We start from the raw sequence: 17895 nt of genomic DNA, 5'->3' as shown, positions 1-17895 counted from the left end.
AGCGCGATCTGCCTCCGGGGCGGCGGGCGGCCCACCGCGCGACGGGGCGCCGGCGCGGCGCGGCGGGGCGATCAGTCGAGCAGGCCGAGGCGGCCGACCGCCTGCTCGGCCTCGGCGCGGTTCGCCACACCGAGCTTGCGGTAGACGCTCCGCAGCTGCGACTTCACGGTGTTCTGACTCACGAACAGCCGGTTCGCGATCTCGGCGACGGATGCGCCGGAGACCAGTTCGGCGAGCACCGATCGTTCGCGCGGCGAGAGCGGAACCGTCGAGTCCATCTCGGGCAGGAAGCTCCCCCGTTCCCGCACCCGGTCGAGCGCCGGCCCGGCCGCCCCGGCGAGTGCCCCGGCCGGAACCAGCGCCACGAGCGCGTCGAAGTCGCCCCTGCGGATGACGGTCAGCGCCGAATACAACCGCGCCGACTCGATCAGCGCCAGGGCCTGCTGGAAGGCTTCGCCCGCCTCCCGTTCCCATCCGCCCCGCAGCTGCGTCACGGAATGCAGCACGAGGGCTTCGGCGATCACCCGCTGCGCCGACGTCGCCACGGTGAGCAACGGCTCGACGATGCGCGTCACCGCTTGGAGGTCGCCCGTGAGCATGTCGATCTTCGCCTGCTCGAGCTGCAGGTAGTAGGTCGACGGGGGCGTCGACCGCTGCCCGCCGAGTGCTTGCCGCGCTCGCGCCGGCTGCTCCAGCTCGATGTACAGCTCGGCGCGCGCCACGGCGACGAAGTGCGCGCTGATGCCGTTCGCGGTGAGCTCGGGCGGGCGGCTCTGCACCGCCGAGTCGATCTGCGTGAGCACCCGCCAGGCGTCGCCCGTGTGCCGGGCGAGGCGGGCCCGCAGATACAGGATGATGGCCCAGTAGTCGGGCGCCTTCGCCACGTCGGCGTAGACGTCGAGAACCTCGCGGGCCTCGTCGTATTCGAGCCGGTCGATGTGTCCGAGGGCGCGGCTGAGGTGAGCGGTGATGCCGTAGCGCTTCGAGGTCCAATCGGGCGCCTCCGCGGGCGGATCGCCGCGCGGAACCCGGTCGAGCCACGCCTCCGCCTCGGCGGTCTGGCCGGCGATGGTGTGCAGCCAGGCGAGACTGCCCGCCGAGCTCTGGTAGATCAGCTCGTTGCCGGTCACGGCGGCGAGGTCGTGGGCATCCTGGTATTCGCGGAACGCCTCGGTGCTCTGGCCGGCCGCCTCGCGCACCTTGCCCCATTGGCTGTGCAGGTCGGGCAGGGAGTACTGCATCTCCACGACCGCCTCGTCGGTGGCGTCGCCGAGGGCGTCACGCGCTTCGTCGACCCACCGCACGGCCCGGTCCAGACGCCCCGCGACACGCGCAGCGGCGGCTCGGCTGGTGAGCTCCACGAGCACGTCGATGAGCGCCGAGGAGAGTCCGGGTGGCGCGGTGTCGCGAAAGCGCAGGGGCCGCGGGGCGTCGCCGACAGGAAGATAGCTGAGGTAGTTCTGCGCCGAGATCCAGCGCGGGTTGGCGGCCACGACGGCGTCGGGCAGGGCGGCGACGGCGTCGCGGATGACGGCGGGATCGGCGATGATGAGTGCCGACCAGTTGCGCTCCACGATCGTCTGCACGGCATCCCAATCGGCGCGGGAGACGGCATCCTGCAGTTCCTGGGAGATCGCGGATCGCTCAGAGGGGTCGCTCACGACAGTCTCTTTCCGTCCGAGCAGAGCCCCACCAAGCCTGCTCGTGGGCAGAGCTTCGTCATCCCCTACGAATTCCGGATCCGCCCGGATGCGCCCACGTGACGAGTGTAACCCGCCGGAGGGTGCACGAGGACCCTCCACGCGGTGCACGAGAGGCGGCCGGATGCGAGGCCCCCGGCCAATTGACTAGGTTAGCCTAACCTAACTAGGATCGTGACGATCGCCCGACGGCGCCCCGCCCCTCCCACGAGTTCGGACTGATGACCTCTCTCACCCCCCTCCGCCGACGCGTCCGCTCCGGCGTCGCGTTCGCCCTCGCTCTCGCCACCGCCGTCACCCTCGGCGCCTGTTCGAGCAACGCGAGCGGCGCTTCCGCCGGAGCGCAGTGCGTCTCGAGCGACGTCGCTCTGGCCGACCTGCCGCTCACGCCCGATCCGAAGTCCCACCAGGGCGAATCGACCGCCTGTCTCGAAGACGTGGGCGTCACTCCGGTGACGACGGATGCCGCACCCGCCCTCCCCGCGACCGTCACCGACAACCAGGGCACCGAGGTCACCGTGACCGACACCAGCCGCATCCTCGCACTCGACATCTACGGCTCCCTCGCCGCCACGGTCTTCGGCCTGGGACTCGGCGACAGCGTGGTGGGGCGCGACACCTCGACGAGCTTCGCCGGCGCATCCGAGCTGCCACTGGTCACGCAGAACGGTCACGAGTTGAACGGCGAGGCGATCCTCGGGCTGAACCCGAGCGTCATCATCACCGACTCCTCGATCGGGCCGTGGGACGTCGTGCTGCAGATGCGCGAAGCCGGCATCCCGGTGGTGGTCACGACCCCCGAGCGCAACCTCGACAACGTGGGCGAGATCGTGGGTCTGGTGGCGGCGGCGCTCGGGGTTCCTGCGGCCGGCGCGGAGTTGACGTCGCGGGTGACCGGGGAGATCGAGGCCGAGATCGCGGAGATCGCGGCGGTGACGCCGGCCGACCCGGCCGACCGGCCGCGCATCCTGTTCCTCTACGTGCGCGGCAACGCCGGCGTCTACTACATCTTCGGCGAGGAGTCGGGGGCGGATGCGCTGATCCGCGCGCTCGGCGGAATCGACGTCGCAGACGAGATCGGCTGGCAGGGCATGCGGCCGATGACGGCCGAAGCGCTCGTGAAGGCGCAGCCCGACATCCTGCTGATGATGACGAAAGGCCTCGAGTCGGTGGGCGGCGTCGACGGACTGCTCGAGCGCATCCCGGCGGTCGCCGAGACGCCGGCCGGGGCGAACCGGCGCATCGTCGACATGAGCGACTACGAGATCCTCAGCTTCGGCCCGCGTTCGGCCTCCGTGCTCGACGCCCTCGCCCGTGCGATCTACGCCCCGGACGCGTCGGGTGCGGCCCGATGACGCGCGTCACTCCCACGGTGGGCGGCGACGGGGTCGGCGCGGGCGGGAGCCTCGAGGCGCGCGTCGACCCCTTGCCGCGGCGCGCGGGCGTGGGGCGGCGGGCGGTGCTGTTCGTGGTGCTGGGCGTCGCCCTCGTGGTCGTCTCGCTCGTGGCAGCCGGAACCGGGCAGCTCGCCATCGCTCCCGACGAGGTGCTCGGCTCGATCCTGCACCGCATCGGCGTGACGATCTGGCCGCTGCCGTCGCATCCGAACGGCGACAGCGCGCTCTGGACCATCCGCTTCCCCCGCGTGGCCATGGCCGTGCTGGTGGGCGCCGCGCTCGCGGCCAGCGGCATGATCATGCAAGCCATCTTCGGCAATCCGCTCGCCGAGCCCGGCGTCGTGGGCGTGAGCTCGGGCGCGGCGCTCGGGGCGGCCGCCACGATCGTGCTGGGCCTGAACTTCCTCGGCGACTGGACCATCGCGTTCGCCGCCTTCGTGACTGGCCTCCTCGCCACCCTGCTCGTCTACGCCGTCTCGCGCGCGAACGGCAAGACCGAGGTGGTGACCCTCGTGCTCACGGGCATCGCCGTCAACGCCTTCGCGGGGGCGGGGCTGGCGCTGTTCATGTTCCTGGCCGACACGCAGTCGCGCGAGGCGATCGTGTTCTGGCAGCTCGGCAGCCTCAACGGGTCGCGCTGGCAAGACGTTCTCGTGGTGCTCCCGGTCGTGGTGGTCGGCATCGCGGTCGCCCTCGTGCTCTCGCGCCGCTTCGACCTGCTCTCGCTCGGCGAGAAGGCGGCGCGGCACCTCGGCGTGAACGTGGAGGCGCTGCGGATCGTGTCGATCGTACTCGTCGCCCTGCTCGTGGGCGGGGCGGTGGCCTTCGTGGGCATCATCGCGTTCGTGGGTCTCGTCATCCCGCACCTCATGCGCATGATCATCGGCCCGGCGCATCTCCCGCTGCTCATCGCCTCGACGCTCGGCGGCGCGGTGCTGCTCGTGGCCGCCGACCTGGTGGCGCGCACGGCCATCCCGATGGCCGACCTGCCGATCGGCCTGCTCACCTCACTCATCGGCGGACCCTTCTTCTTCTGGCTGCTCCGCCGCACCCGCAAGAAGGCAGGGGGCTGGGGATGAGCGTGTTCTCGCGTCGCGCAGCGACCGCATCCGTCGAGTCGCCAGAATTCGTCGGAATGGCGGGCCGTGAAAGCGCGATCATCGGCGATTCGATGGCAGGTGCGACGGATGCGCCGCTCGGCTCCGGCGAACCGGCCCTGCGGGTGCAGCGGGCGAGCGTCGAGATCGGCGGCACCCGCATCCTCGACGACGTGTCGTTCGACGCCGCGCCGGGCGAGGTCGTGGCGCTGATCGGGCCGAACGGCGCCGGCAAGTCGACGCTGCTCTCGGTGGTGACCGGCGATCAGGCCGTGACGACCGGAGCGGTGGAGATCGCCGGGCGCCCGCTCGCCGACTGGAGCCTGCGCGAACTCGGGCGGCGGCGCGCGGTGCTGCAGCAGCAGAACGGCGTGTTCTTCCCCTTCACCGTGCGCGAGGTCGTGGCGATGGGGCGGGCGCCCTGGCAGGGCACGCCCCGCGACGCCGACGACGACCGCGTGGTGGAGGAGTCGATCGCGCTCACCGAGACCACCCGGTTCCGCGATCGGCCGCTGCCGTCGCTCTCGGGCGGCGAGCGGGCGCGGGCGTCGCTGGCGCGCATCCTGGCGCAGGAGACGGGCATCCTGCTGCTCGACGAACCCACCGCCGCGCTCGACCTGCGGCACCAGGAAGACGTGCTCCGCATCGCGCGGGATCGTGCCCGCGCGGGCGACTGCGTGGTGGTGGTGCTGCACGACCTCAGCCTCGCCGCCGCCTACGCCGACCGCATCGTGCTGATCTCGGCGGGTCGCGTGGTCGCCGACGGGGCGCCGGATGCGGTGCTCACGCCGGCCCTGCTGGGTTCCGTCTACGAGGTGGAGGTCGAGGTCATCCGCCATCCCGTCACGGGCACCGCGATCGTGCTGCCCCGTCGCGCCACCGAGCCCGCAATCGAATCGCCAAAACACGCCGCTACGACCGCCGCCATTCCGTCAGAATCTGGCGAGTCGATGTGCGTGTCCACTCTCGAGGAGACCCCATGAACCGACCGACGAAGATGCTCGCCGCACTGGGAGTCGCGGTGGCGGCCGTGCTCGGGACGGCCGTGGCCGGGCCCGCGGCGCCGGCGCAGGCGGCCGGGTCGGTGCGCGTCTCCGTGACCGGACAGCCCGAGCTCGTGGGCGTCGCCGATCCGGACTACCTCACCGACGTGACGGTGACGGGCAGCGGATTCCAGTCGATCCCGAGCGGCTTCGGCGGCATCTACGTGTTCTTCGGCTGGGTCGACGGCGGCGCGTGGGCGCCCAGCCAGGGCGGCGCGACCGGATCGACCTACCGCTACGTCTACGACGACGAGGCGAACCCGGTGGGGTACCAGGTGTTCGTCAGCTTCCCGGGCTCCTCGACCGAGTACGCCGCGAACGGCGGCGAGGTGTCGGCCGATGGCAGCTGGTCGGCCTCCATGAAGATCCCGGGCGCCTCCTTCGAATCCTACGACCGCAACGGCGACGTCACCACGGTCGACTGTCTCGCCGTGCAGTGCGGCATCATCACCATCGGGGCGCACGGCGTGGTGAATCCGAGCAACGAGAGCTTCACGCCGATCTCGTTCCAGCATCTCTACTCCGGCGACGCGGATGCCGCGGCAGCCGCCGAGGCGGAGAAGGCGGCCGCGGATGCCGCAGCTGCCGCCGCGGCCGCCGCCGGAAGCGCGAACACCTCGCTCGAGACGGATGCCCCCGCACCGGTCTCCACCACGATCATCGCGGCGCCCACGGCTGCCTCCGACGACGGCAACCTCGTGCCGATCCTGCTCGGCGCGGTCGGCGGCGTGGGCGTTCTGGCGCTCGCGGCGATCGGCTTCCTGGTGTGGGCGGTGCTCAGCTCGCGCAGGCGCGCGGTGCTCCCCGCGCCCGCCCCGGCGGCGGCGATGGCGGCGACGGATGCCGGTGCCGGAGCCGGAGCCGGATCGCCGCCCGCGAGTGGCATCGGTGGCGGGGTGAACGCGCGGACCGCCGGCGGGAGCGGCTCCAGCACTGGTTCTGGCTCCGGCCCCGGTAACGGCGCCGGTGCGGACTCCGGGCGGGGAGCCTGACGTGAGACGCGGATCAGCATCCGGGATGCGGGCGGCGGTCGTGGCGGCCGCCCTCACCGCCGCGTGCCTCACGACGGCGCTCGTCCCGACGGCGGCCTTCGCCGCCGCCCCCTCGCCCTACGCGCCCCCCGCCGCCACCAGCACCGCCGCTACCGCGAACTCCACCAGCGCCGACGGGGCCACTTCCACGAACTCCACCAGCGCCGACGGGGCCACTTCCACGAACTCCACGAGCGCCGGCAGCGCCACTGTCACAACTCGCGCGATCTCCGCCAGCGCCCCCGCAGCCACCACCAGCGCTGCCACCCCCGCGATCTCCGCCAGCGCCGCGGCCGCGACCGTCACGACTCGCGCGGTCTCCGGCGCCCACACCGACACTCCCGCGCCCACCCCCGGGGCCGCACCGGATGAAGCCACCACCCCGTTCGCAGGCGAGCCCGTGCCTCCCGTCGACTCGCCGCCCACGCCGGAGGCCGACCCCGCGGCGGGCACGCCGGCCGCACCCCCGACCCCGCCCACACAGGGACCCGCCGCCGACTCCACCGACTCCGCCGAGGGCACCACCGAGGGCACCGCCGCCCCGCCGGCCCCGCTCGATCCGGCGGCGTCCGACCATGCCCCGCCCACCGCCACCCCCGAGCCCGCGCCACCCACGACCGCCGCCGAGGTCGCGGCGACCATCCCACCACCCTCTCCGACCCCCCTGCCCGCCTCGACCTGGGCGGCCACCACCGCCCCCGCACCCGGCCAGGTGCTCGTGCAGACCGATCCCGCCGCCGTCGACTACGCCGTCGACATCGCGTGGGCTCCGCCCGCATCCGTGACTCCGCTGGGCTACCGGGTCGAGCTCTTCTCGGGCCGCTCCGTGTCCAACACCGCCACGCTCATCGCGCGGGCCGAGGTCGATGCGACCGCGACGCGCTACCGCATCGAAGGCGTCGGCTTCGGCGCCACCACCGTCACGGCCCGGGTCACGCTGATCGACGGGGCATCCGCCCTTCCGGATGCCCTCGTCAGCGAATCCGTCACGCTGCCCGCCGCCAGTGCCGGGGCACTCTCGCTGAGCCGCGCAGGCACGCCGACGCTGAGCGCTCCCACCGCCGACGGCTTCACCGTGACCTGGGATGCCGCATCCGGCGACCCCGCCCCGGCCGGCTACGCCGTGCGCATCCTGGAACGGCGCCACGACCAGGCGGCCACGAGCGCCAACTCCTTCGTCACCACCACCCTCGACGTCGGCGCCACGACCTCGGCCGTCGTCACCGGGCTCGAGGGATCGAGCCGCTACCTCGCCGGCGTCGTCGCCTACGACCTCGTCGACGGCGTGAAGCGGTTCCGCCCGTCGTCGGCCACGAGCACCGTGCCGGCCTGGTCGGCCGACTACGTCGCCCAAACCCTCGGCGAGCGCGCCCCCACCACCGAGTGGTCGAACCCTCCGGCCGCTCCCACCGCCGACTCGGCTCGGTCGCTCACCTGGCAGGGCGCACCCACCACCGGTCGCTACACCGGCGGCTCCGCCGTGACGGGCTACCGGATCGACCTCTTCACCCCGGGCGCGGGCCTCGTCGCAACCTCGGAGATCAGTGTCGACGACCGCGACTCCGCACCCGCGACCCGGTTCGGCGGCCTCACCCCGGGCACCGCATACTCTGTGCGCGTCGCCGCGATCAACGCCACCGGCGTGGGCGAGCGCTCCGACTTCAGCCCACTGGTCACGACCCCGACGGGCTCCTCTCCCGGCAGCCGGCCGCCGGCCTACGCCGACCGCGCCGCACTCCAGACGGCGATCTCGGCCGGCATCGTCGCCGACGCCACCGCGACCGTCGGCGGCCCCGTGACCGTCGACCAGGGTCAGGACGCCACGGTCACGGTCCCGTGGACGGGCATCCAGAGCGGCGAGGCCTGGTGGTACGGCGACGCCACGTTCGCGACGACCGTCTCGACGGGCGGCGCGAGCGAAAGCGCATCCGCCCGTCCCAGCCTCACGGTCTCCACGAAAGGCCTCGGCCCCGGCACCCACTACCTGCTCTTCGTCAGCGACAGCGAGCTCGACGGAGGAGCCGCCCCGGCCGGCGCCGAGGCCACCGTGGTCACGGTCGACGTCGTCGGAGGAGGAGCCGGCGGCGGCATCCTCACCCTCGACGACGCCGTGCTGCGCTGGGGACTCAACGACGAGACCAACAACGGTGCCTACTTCGGCGGTTGCAACTACCTCTCCGCCGGGCGCACCCCCGATCCGGGAGGTTCGGCCGTGTTCGGCCCGGCGCAGTACGCCGAGTCCGCCGGAAACGTCACCATCGAGAAACCGGATGCCTCGGGCCGCTACGTGCGCGCATCCTGGACCACGAAATGCCTCGACCGCACCGGCGCCACCCTCAGCTCGGGAACCGCGACGCCCTACGGCGGCAACCAGTTCGTGATGACCGGTGGCGCCGGCCGGGTCGACCCGGCCACCGGCACGGCGACCATCCGCTGGACGGGCGATGTCACCGTCGTCTACTACGGCGGCCTCTCGTTCTGGTATCTCAGCGATCCCGTCCTCACGGTCGAGAACGGCACCGGCACCCTGACCGCGACCGTCGGGGGCTTCGGCACCGACATGGACGACCTCGCCACCTGGGTGCCGCTCGCCGACCGCACGGTCACGCTCGCGGTGTTCAGCGGCGCGCAGGTGGGAGCCGACGGGTTCACCGTGACGCCCGACTACCGCGGCGTCACCGTCGCGCTGCCGCCGGGCCAGACCGCGCAGGCACGGTCGGGCCCCGATTGGGGTTCCTTCCCGCAGAGCTTCGTCGACTTCCATCTCGAGTCGGGGCAGGCCGCCTACTGGTATTCGAGCGGCGGACAGGCGGATGCCGCGAAGGCCGCCCAACCGTTCACGGTGGGCTACGACGCGGCCACGTTCGCCGCACCGACCGCCCCGCCGGAGACGGCGGTGAAGGCGAGCGCGCGGGTTCCGGCGGGCAAGCTCCCGCCGCCGCGATTGCCGGCCGCCGCGGTGCTGAGCGCACTCCCGGTGGCGACCGAGGCGGTGACGACGGATGCCCGGAGCTCCTCTGTGGTGATCGTGGAGTCCGCGACATCCGCGGCTCTCGGAGACGACGTGATCCTGCTGCTCGCCGCACTGATCGCGTTGCTCGGACTCGTGGTCGTGATCGCCGGAGCCGGCGGCGGACTCGTCCTGCTGGGGGCGACCTCGCGACGTCTCTGACCGGATGAGCAGGCTTGTTTAATTAGGTATGCCTAACCTCATTAAGGATAGGCTACCCATATCTCATCCCTCGACTCGGAGTCACTGTGAAAACACACCACCCCATCCGGTCGCGCACGGGCGCAGCCCTGGCGACCGGCGTCACCGCAGCCCTGGCGCTCTCCGCCGTGTCCGCCACCCCGGCTCTCGCCGCAGACCCGACGCCGGCCGCCGTCTCCGGCGCCGTCTTCACCTGGGGCCTCAGCGATGAGGCCGGCAGCAAGGCGTTCGGCCCCGGCTACAACTTCTTGAGCGCCGGCACGATCGCGAAGACCAGCGCGGGCGACGTGATCTCACAGGCGGAGTGGCTCGCCCAGGCCGGCAACACCACCATCCAGAAGAAGCAGGCCGACGGCGGCTACGCGACGTCGACCTGGGCCGGTCTCTCGACCGACTCCACCGGAGCGGCGCTCACCACGGGCGGAAAGCCCAGCGACAACCGGGTCTCCATCGCCTCCGGAACCGGCACCGCCGACGCCGCCGCGGATGACGCCGACATCAGCTGGACGGGCGATTTCACCGTCGCGTTCTACAGCGGCCTCACGCAGTACTCCGTGAGCAACCCCCACCTCGTGCTCGACAACGGGAGCGGCACCATCACGGCCACGTTGAGCGGCTACGGCACGAGCATGGAGAACCCCGACGAGTTCACCTCCCTCCCCGCCACCGAGGTGACCCTCGCCGACCTGACCGGCGTCGACGTCACCCAGACCGGCTTCTCCGTCGACCCCGAGTATCTCGGCGTGAGCATCACGACTCCGGAGGGTGCCGCCCCGCAGGTCACCACCGGAGACAGCTGGGGTGCGTTCCCGCAGAGCTTCGTCGACTTCCAGGGCCTCACCGGCCAGTCCTCCTACTGGTACTCCAGCGGAGGGTCGTCGGATGCCGGCAAGGTCGCCCTGCCGATCAGCGTCACGCTCTCCGGCGCGCCGACGATCACCGTGTCGAAGACCACGGGGCTCGACCCGGCCACCGATGTCGTGACCGTCACCGGCAGCGGCTTCGTGCCGAACGCACCGGCGACCAGTGGCTCCCGACCACCGCTCGCCGGCAAGTTCGGCGGGGTCTACGTGGCGTTCGGCACCTTCCTCGACGCCTGGAAGCCGTCCGAGGGTGTCCCCTCCTCGGCCCGCAAGACGTTCTCCACCAAGTGGGCGATCGACGCGGCCGACGTACAGTCGGTGGGCGGCGCCGCCGCGGGAGCCGTCCCGATCAACCCCGACGGCTCGTTCAGCGTGCAGCTCACCGTGCAGAAGGACTTCACCGGCGCCCTCGCCGCCGGCAACTACGGCATCTACACCTATCCGGGCAGCGGCGCGGTCTACGCGCCCTTCGAGACGTACACCCCGCTGAGCTTCGAGCTGCCGGATGCCGCGCGCATCGAAGGCGCCGACCGCTACGACGTGGCCGTGAAGATCTCGCAGACCTCGCATCCGGCGAACTCCGACACGGTCTACATCGCCAACGGCGCGGGATTCCCCGACGCCCTGAGCGCCGCGCCCGCCGCCGCGAGCGACGACGCCCCACTGCTGCTCACCCCTCCCGATCAGCTCCTGCCCGTCGTCTCCGAGGAGATCAAACGCCTGGCGCCGAAGACGATCGTGGTGGTCGGCGGCCCGAATTCCGTGTCGCCCGCCGTGTTCTCCACCCTTCAGTCGCTCGCCGGAGAGTCGGCGATCCGCATCGGCGGCGCCGACCGCTACGAAGCCTCCCGCAATGTGGTCGACTACGCCTTCGGCGAGACGGGTGCGACGAGCGCCTACCTCGCCACCGGCACGAACTTCCCCGACGCGCTCTCGGCGAGCGCCGCGGGCGGATCGTCCGGAGCCCCGGTGCTCCTCGTCTACGGCGCCGCCGCAGCTGCGGATGTCGCCACGAAGGCGACCCTCGACGACCTCGGCGTCACCACGCTGAAGATCGCGGGCGGCCCGAACTCCGTCTCTCCCGGCATCGAGTCGTCACTCGCCGCGGTCGCTCCGGTGACGCGTCTCTCCGGCGCCGACCGGTTCGAGGCCTCGATCGCCATCAACCGCGACGCGTTCACGCGCGCCGACGACGTGTTCATCGCGACAGGGCTGAACTTCCCCGACGCGCTGGCCGGCGCGGCGCTCGCCGCCTCGTCGACGGCCCCGCTCTACGTGGTGCCGAGCACCTGCGTGCCGCAAGCCGCGCTCGACGACATCGCGGCCCTCAACCCCGACCGCGTCACGCTCCTCGGTGGCCCGGCATCACTGTCGCCGGCGGTGCAGTCGCTCACGGCCTGCGCCCCCTGACGCTCGCCTGAAACCGCCCAGAGGGGCCTTCCGGATTCCGGAGGGCCCCTCTTGCTTTTTAGGTTAGCCTTACCTAAGTTAACGCTGGGGGGATTCGCCGCATCCGGCTGCGCCCTCACCAGAGGAGACAACGTGAAGTCACATCGAAGTCGGACGCGTCTGGGCGCGTCCGTCGCGGCAGGGCTGTCAGCAGCCCTCGCCTTCGGCAGCCTGGTGGCGACACCGGCGTTCGCAGCGCCGGCAGAGCCGGCACCCGCTTCCACCGAGATCAGCGTCGACGACGCCGTCTTCGCGTGGTCGCTCAACCAGGAGACCGGCAACCGCTCCTACTCGGGCGCCTACAACGTGCTGAGCGCCGGCGCGATCGCCAAGTCGGATGCCTCGGACACCATCGCCGAGAGCGAATGGCGCGCGACCGACGGCAACGTCACCATTCAGAAGCCCGATGCCGAGGGAAACTACTCCACGGCCACCTGGGCCGGCACGAAGACCGATCCCACCGGCGCCACCATCACGAGCCCCACCGCCGGCAGGTACACCGGCAACCGCGTGAGCATCTCGGGCGGCACCGGCTCCTACGACCCCGCCACCGACTCGGCCGACATCCAGTGGCACGGCGACTTCACCGTGGCCTACTACGGCGGTCTGACGCAGTTCACGGTCAGCGATCCCTCCCTCACCGTCACGAGCGGCCAGGGCGCGGTGGTCGGCACGCTCAGCGGCTACGGCACGAGCATGGAGGACTCGAGCGCGTTCACCGAGTTGCCGGCCGAGGAGGCGCAGATCGCCGTGTTCACCGTGCCCGTCGACGTGACCGCCGACGGCATCGTGATCGCCCCCGACTACGCCGGCGTTCAGCTGACGCTCCCCGAGGGCGCCACCGCGCAGAGCACCACCGGAGCGAACTGGGGCGCCTTCCCGCAGGAGTTCGTCGACTACCAGCTCGGCACCGGCCAGGCCTCCTACTGGTATTCCAGCGGAGGAGCGGCGGATGCGGCCAAGGTCGCGCAGCCGATCACCATCGCGTTCCCCGAGTCCGACCCCGACCCGGGCACCAGCGGGCCGGGCACCAGCGAGCCGGGTGCGACGCCCATCACCAGCGCGACCGTCGAGTTCGGGTTCAACGACGTGCACCAGGGCGCGTCGCCCGCGGGCGGCTGCAACTACTTCGTGGCCGGCAAGGTGCAGGGACTCGGCAGCGACTACCGCTCGATCGACGGCGACGTCTTCGTGGTGAAGAAGCACGCCGACGGGAGTTCGGAGGTGGTGAGCGTGGGAACGCGCTGCACCCCCGCCGAGGGCTCCGACCTGATCGACCAGCGGTTCCTCTTCACCGAGGGCACGGGTTCGACCTCGACCGACGGCAGCACCGACATCCGGTGGTCCGGCGCCGGCACCGTGAACGCGTACGGCGGACTCGTCAGCTGGTACTTCGAGAACCCGCGCCTGGTGCTGGATGCCGAGGGCGACGGCTCGATCACGGCCCGCGTCGGCGGCTTCGGCAGTTCGATGGACGACCCGACCGTGAAGGTGCCGCTCGACCCGCGGGAGAACGTGGAGATCGCCACCGTTCGCGGCGCCACGATCGTCGACGGCCGGCTGACCATCGACCCGGTCTGGAAGAACGTCGACTACTTCCCGCTCACCGACGCGCAGGATCCGACTTCGGCCCGCTCCACCACCTCGGCCATCCCGCAGGCGGCGAAGGATGCGAACCCGAACTGGGGTTCCTGGCCGGAGTCGTTCGTCGACTTCCAGTACGCCACCGGCCTCTCGAGCTACTGGCACACCAGCGGCCTGACCGCCGACCCGTTGAAGCCGCCGATGCCCATCGACGTCGCATTCGAGGGTTCCGCCCCCGACTACGGCGTGCTGTTCACGAAGGAACCGGTCTCGGCCACCCTCTCCGAGGGCGACGACGTGACCTTCGAGGCCGAGGCGATCGGGCAGAGCGGCACGCCGACCCTGCAGTGGCAGGCGAAGAAGGCCGACGGCGACTGGGCCGACCTCGACGGCGAGACGGATGACGAGCTCGCGCTCACCGGCGTCACCGTCGCCGACTGGAACGGCGCATTCGTTCGCGCTGTCGCCACTCTCGGCGACCGCACGGCCACCTCGGTCGCCGCGACCCTGTCGGTCACCGCCTCCGCCGCGCCCGTCTTCACGACGCAGCCGACGGATGTCTCGGCGCTAGTCGATCAGAGCGCGTACTTCCAGGTCGAGGTCACCGGATATCCGGCGCCCACCTACCAATGGCAGCGCCAGCTGCCCGGCGGGGAGTGGGAGAACGTGGCCTCCGACGGCACCTACTCCTGGTACAACCTCTACCCGATCACGCTGGCCGACGACGGAACGGGCATCCGGGTGATCGCCACCAATGCCACCGGCTCCGTCACCTCCGACGAGGTGCACCTGAGCGTCTCGACCCTGCCCGCCACGATCACCGCGCAGCCGAAGAGCCTCACGGTCTTCGAGGGCGGCAGCGGCTGGCTCGCGGCCTGGATCGACGGCGCTCCCTACCCCCGCTTCCAGTGGGAGCGGAGCACCGACGGCACCACCTGGGAGCAGGTTCCGGGCGCCATCGACAACGTGCTCGACTTCGGCCTCATCACGCCGGAGATCGCGTCGTACAGCTACCGCCTCACGGCGACGAACGGGCTCGCCTCGGTCGTCACCGACGCGGCGACGGTGACCATCCTGCCCACGTCCGACACGCCGATCTTCGTGACGCCCGGCGAGAACCTCGACCCGGCGGTCGACAACACGCTGCGCTTCGCGCTCGGCAAGCTGCCGGCCCTGCCGCAGGGCGCCTCCGGGTTGTTCCATATCGGTGTGGTCGAGAAGTCGGTCTGGCAGCCGGGTGACGACCCGATCGACTACTCGAGCTTCGTGCCGCTCGCGGTGGGCAACTACTCGGCCGGCGACCTGTCGTTCGCCACCGGCGAGATCGTGGTGCCGGCCGGGTCGCTCGACCCGGCGAAGGAGTATGGCGTGGCGATGATGTTCGAGCCGCGCCGTGGGTCGGATGCCCTCCCCCAGTTCGACCTGTACGTGCCGATCACGGTGGCTCAGCCCGCCGTGCCGACGGTGACGGTGTCGAAGACCTCGGGGTTAGATCCGAACGGTGAGACCATCACCGTCACGGGCTCCGGCTTCCTGCCCCACGCCCCGGACACCGATGGGGCGGGCCAGCCGCTCAGCGGTTTCGGCGGCGCCTACGTCGTGTTCGGCAAGTTCGCCGACGCCTGGCAGCCGAGCGCGGGGGCGCCCTCGTCGGCGCGCCCCGGGATCGACATCCGCTGGGGCGTGCACGCGGCCGACCTGGAGACGATCGGCGGTGCGAGCCGAGGTGCGATCGAGATCACGGCCGACGGTACCTTCGAGACGACGCTGACGGTGAAGAGCGGCGCGTTCGACAAGGAGGGCAGCTACGGCGTCTACACCTACGCGGGTGGCGGAGCGATCTACGCACCGTTCGAGACCGCGAACCCGGTCACGCTGAACGAGGCGGCTCCGGCCGTCACGGCTCAGCCGAGCGGTCTCGCCGTTCCGGCCACCCCGGCCGCGGGCGATCCGGTGGCGCTGTTCACCGTGGGCGTCACCGGTGCCCCCGCACCCACCGTGCAGTGGCAGAGCAAAGCCGTCGACGGCGACTGGGCGGATGTCGCGGGTGCGACCTCGACCACGCTCGCGCTGCCCTACGCGGCGGGTGACGACGGGGTGAGTGTTCGCGCGGTCGTCGCCAACGGCCTCGGCTCGGTCACCTCAGACGCCGCCGTGCTGACGGTCACGCCCGACCCGGTCGATCCCGTCGACCCGGTCGAGCCGAGCGCCCCGCTGATTCCGCTGACCGACGAGGAGCTGGCCGCAGCCCCTCAGGGAACGGTGTCGATCCTCGGAATCGACGGTGACGTCGTCACGATCTCGGTGGGCACCGAGCACGCCGGCTCGTTCGTGGGTACCGAGGTGCACTCGGCCCCCGCGTTCCTCGGCTGGTCGGCGGTCTCATCGGCCGGCACCACCACGGCGACCCTGCCGGCCGATCTGCCGGCGGGTGAGCACCACCTGGTGGTGCGCGCCGCCGACGGCAGCGTCATCGGCTGGGCGGTGTTCACCGCGGCCGACGAGACCGTGGTGACGCCGATCGATCCGGGCGAGACACGTCCGGCCGGCGGGTCGGGCGCCGTCGCACTCTCGGACACCGGGTTCGAGGCGGCGGGCTGGCTCGCCGGAGCGCTGTTCCTGCTGGTCGCGGGAGCGGGCGCGGTGGCGATCCGCCGGGTGCGGCGCAGCTAGAAGCGCTCCTCCACGGAACGGCCCCTTCCCTCGCCGGGGAGGGGCCGTTCTCCGTCTCGGGGCCGCCGGTCTTGACCGTCTCAGTACTCCATGACATCCTTACTGAACGAATGGTCGGTAAGTACGAATCACACGAGGATCCCATGCCAGACGGTCTCGCGGGCAGAGTCACCCCCTCCGCCCTGCCGACCACGGCCCTCCGGCGGGTCGACGACCGAGCCGACCGGCTGCACGTGCGGATCGACCGGCCTGCCGTGCGCAACGCGATCGACCGCGGGCTGGTCGACGAGCTGCACGCCGTGTGCGCCGAGCTCGAGGCGGCCCCGCGCATCCTCATCATCAGCGGCGCCGGAGGCGTGTTCGCGTCGGGGGCCGACATCGCCGAGTTGCGCGAGCGGCGGCGGGCGGATGCGCTGGCCGGCATCAATTCGCGCCTGTTCACGCGCATCGCCGCGCTGCCGATGCCCGTGATCGCGGCGATCGACGGCTGGGCTCTCGGTGGTGGCGCCGAACTCGCCTACGCCGCCGACTTCCGCATCGCCGGCACCACCGCCCGCATCGGCAACCCCGAGACCTCGCTCGGCATCATCGCAGCCGCGGGGGCGAGCTGGCGGCTGGCCGAACTGGTCGGCGAACCGGTGGCGAAAGAGATCCTGCTGGCCGGCCGCGTGCTGAATGCCGAGGAGGCGCTCGCACTGCACCTGGTCACCGAGGTGCACGACTCCGCCGACCTCGATGCGGCGGCCGACGCCCTGGCCGACCGCATCGCCATGCAGGATGCCCAAGCCGTCCGCCTCACGAAGGCGGTGTTCCGCGCGCCGCGCTCGGCGCATCCGGAGGTCGACGAGATCGCGCAGTCGGTGCTCTTCGAGTCGCCGGCGAAGTTCGAGCGGATGACCGCGTTCCTGGAGAAGAGGAAGAGATGACCGGTTCGGCCGACGGCACCGACGATCCCGCGATTCCCGACGTCGTCGGCGTGGCCGGGGGCGGCCGGATGGGAGTGGGCATCGCGCACGCGTTCCTGCTGGCCGGGGCGTCGGTCATCGTGCTCGAGCGCGACGACGAGGCGGCCTCTCAAGCGCGAGTCGGCCTGCTGCGCGCCGCCCGGGCGAGCATCGACCGGGGCGCCACGCCGGAGACGTTCGACGCCCTCGAGGCACGGATGTCGTTCACCGCCTCGGCCGACCCGCTCGCCGGCACCGGGCTCGTGATCGAGGCCGTGCCCGAAGACCTGGTGCTGAAGCTCGAAGTGCTCGCCCGCGTCGAAGCGGTACTGCCGGGCGACGCCTGGCTCGCCTCGAACACCTCTTCGCTCTCGATCGACGACATCGCCGCCACCCTCGACCGCCCCGACCGCTTCTGCGGCCTGCACTTCTTCAACCCCGTGCCCGCCTCGAGCCTGGTGGAGATCGTGCGCGGCGCCCGCAGCGCACCCTCCCTCATCGAGGCGGCGCGCGGCTGGGTCGCGGCCATCGGCAAGACTCCGATCGTGGTGAAGGACTCGCCCGGCTTCGCGAGTTCGCGGCTCGGCGTCGTGCTCGCGCTGGAGGCGATCCGGATGCTCGAAGAGGGTGTCGCGAGCGCCGACGACATCGACACCGCGATGGTGCTCGGCTACAAGTTCCCGGTGGGCCCGTTGCACCTGACCGATCTGGTGGGGTTGGATGTGCGGCTCGGCATCGCCGACTACCTCGAGTCGACGCTCGGCGAGCGCTTCGCGGCGCCCGCTCTACTGCGCGAGAAGGTGGCCGAGGGCAAGCTCGGGCGCAAGAGCGGCGAGGGGTTCTTCACGTGGCCGGAGTGAACACCGCGACCAGGCTCGGCGTCGCGCTCGTTGCGCCGGCCGA

General features: G+C 71.7%; 10 protein-coding genes. 9 read left to right on the top strand and 1 reads right to left on the bottom strand.

The features are described 5' to 3' along the window. Positions 1–71: 71 nt before the first annotated feature. The gene (locus tag BLW00_RS07345) at positions 72–1661 is read right to left on the bottom strand and encodes a helix-turn-helix domain-containing protein (RefSeq protein ID WP_092551193.1); all 1590 of its coding nucleotides are present in this window, start codon (positions 1659–1661) and stop codon (positions 72–74) included. 260 nt (positions 1662–1921) lie between these two features. Between BLW00_RS07345 and BLW00_RS07340 the strand changes: the two genes are divergently transcribed. The 9 genes from BLW00_RS07340 to BLW00_RS07295 all read left to right on the top strand — a co-directional run bounded on the left by BLW00_RS07340 (position 1922) and on the right by BLW00_RS07295 (position 17852). After that, positions 1922–3055, top strand: a complete 1134-nt coding sequence (locus tag BLW00_RS07340; protein ID WP_092551190.1) for a heme/hemin ABC transporter substrate-binding protein — start codon at positions 1922–1924, stop codon at positions 3053–3055. After that, positions 3052–4176: a FecCD family ABC transporter permease gene (locus tag BLW00_RS07335; RefSeq protein WP_092551187.1), complete on the top strand. Its 1125-nt coding sequence runs from the start codon at positions 3052–3054 to the stop codon at positions 4174–4176. Before BLW00_RS07340 ends, BLW00_RS07335 begins: the two co-directional genes overlap by 4 nt. Then, positions 4173–5177: a heme ABC transporter ATP-binding protein gene (locus BLW00_RS07330; RefSeq protein ID WP_245741361.1), complete on the top strand. Its 1005-nt coding sequence runs from the start codon at positions 4173–4175 to the stop codon at positions 5175–5177. The genes BLW00_RS07335 and BLW00_RS07330 overlap by 4 nt, the downstream gene beginning before the upstream one ends. Beyond that, positions 5174–6229, top strand: a complete 1056-nt coding sequence (locus BLW00_RS07325; protein WP_092551184.1) for a hypothetical protein — start codon at positions 5174–5176, stop codon at positions 6227–6229. Before BLW00_RS07330 ends, BLW00_RS07325 begins: the two co-directional genes overlap by 4 nt. Position 6230: 1 nt before the next feature. Further along, complete coding sequence (locus BLW00_RS07315) at positions 6231–9440, top strand: fibronectin type III domain-containing protein (protein ID WP_139256653.1); 3210 nt, start codon at positions 6231–6233, stop codon at positions 9438–9440. A gap of 86 nt (positions 9441–9526) precedes the next feature. Continuing rightward, positions 9527–11752, top strand: coding sequence for a cell wall-binding repeat-containing protein (locus BLW00_RS07310; protein WP_092551175.1), 2226 nt, complete (start codon positions 9527–9529; stop codon positions 11750–11752). Between the two features lie 132 nt (positions 11753–11884). After that, entirely contained in the window at positions 11885–16048 is a 4164-nt protein-coding gene (locus tag BLW00_RS24230; protein WP_139256652.1) for an immunoglobulin domain-containing family protein, read from the top strand. Between the two features lie 143 nt (positions 16049–16191). Continuing rightward, positions 16192–16974 (top strand): enoyl-CoA hydratase/isomerase family protein, encoded by a 783-nt coding sequence (locus BLW00_RS07300; RefSeq protein ID WP_092552161.1) that lies wholly within the window; start codon positions 16192–16194, stop codon positions 16972–16974. After that, positions 16971–17852 (top strand): 3-hydroxyacyl-CoA dehydrogenase family protein, encoded by an 882-nt coding sequence (locus BLW00_RS07295; protein ID WP_092551169.1) that lies wholly within the window; start codon positions 16971–16973, stop codon positions 17850–17852. Before BLW00_RS07300 ends, BLW00_RS07295 begins: the two co-directional genes overlap by 4 nt. Positions 17853–17895: the final 43 nt, after the last annotated feature.

It is taken from the genome of Herbiconiux ginsengi, assembly GCF_900107435.1.
Taxonomy (GTDB): Bacteria; Actinomycetota; Actinomycetes; order Actinomycetales; family Microbacteriaceae; genus Herbiconiux; species Herbiconiux ginsengi.
This window is presented reverse-complemented; position numbering and strand designations above follow the sequence as displayed.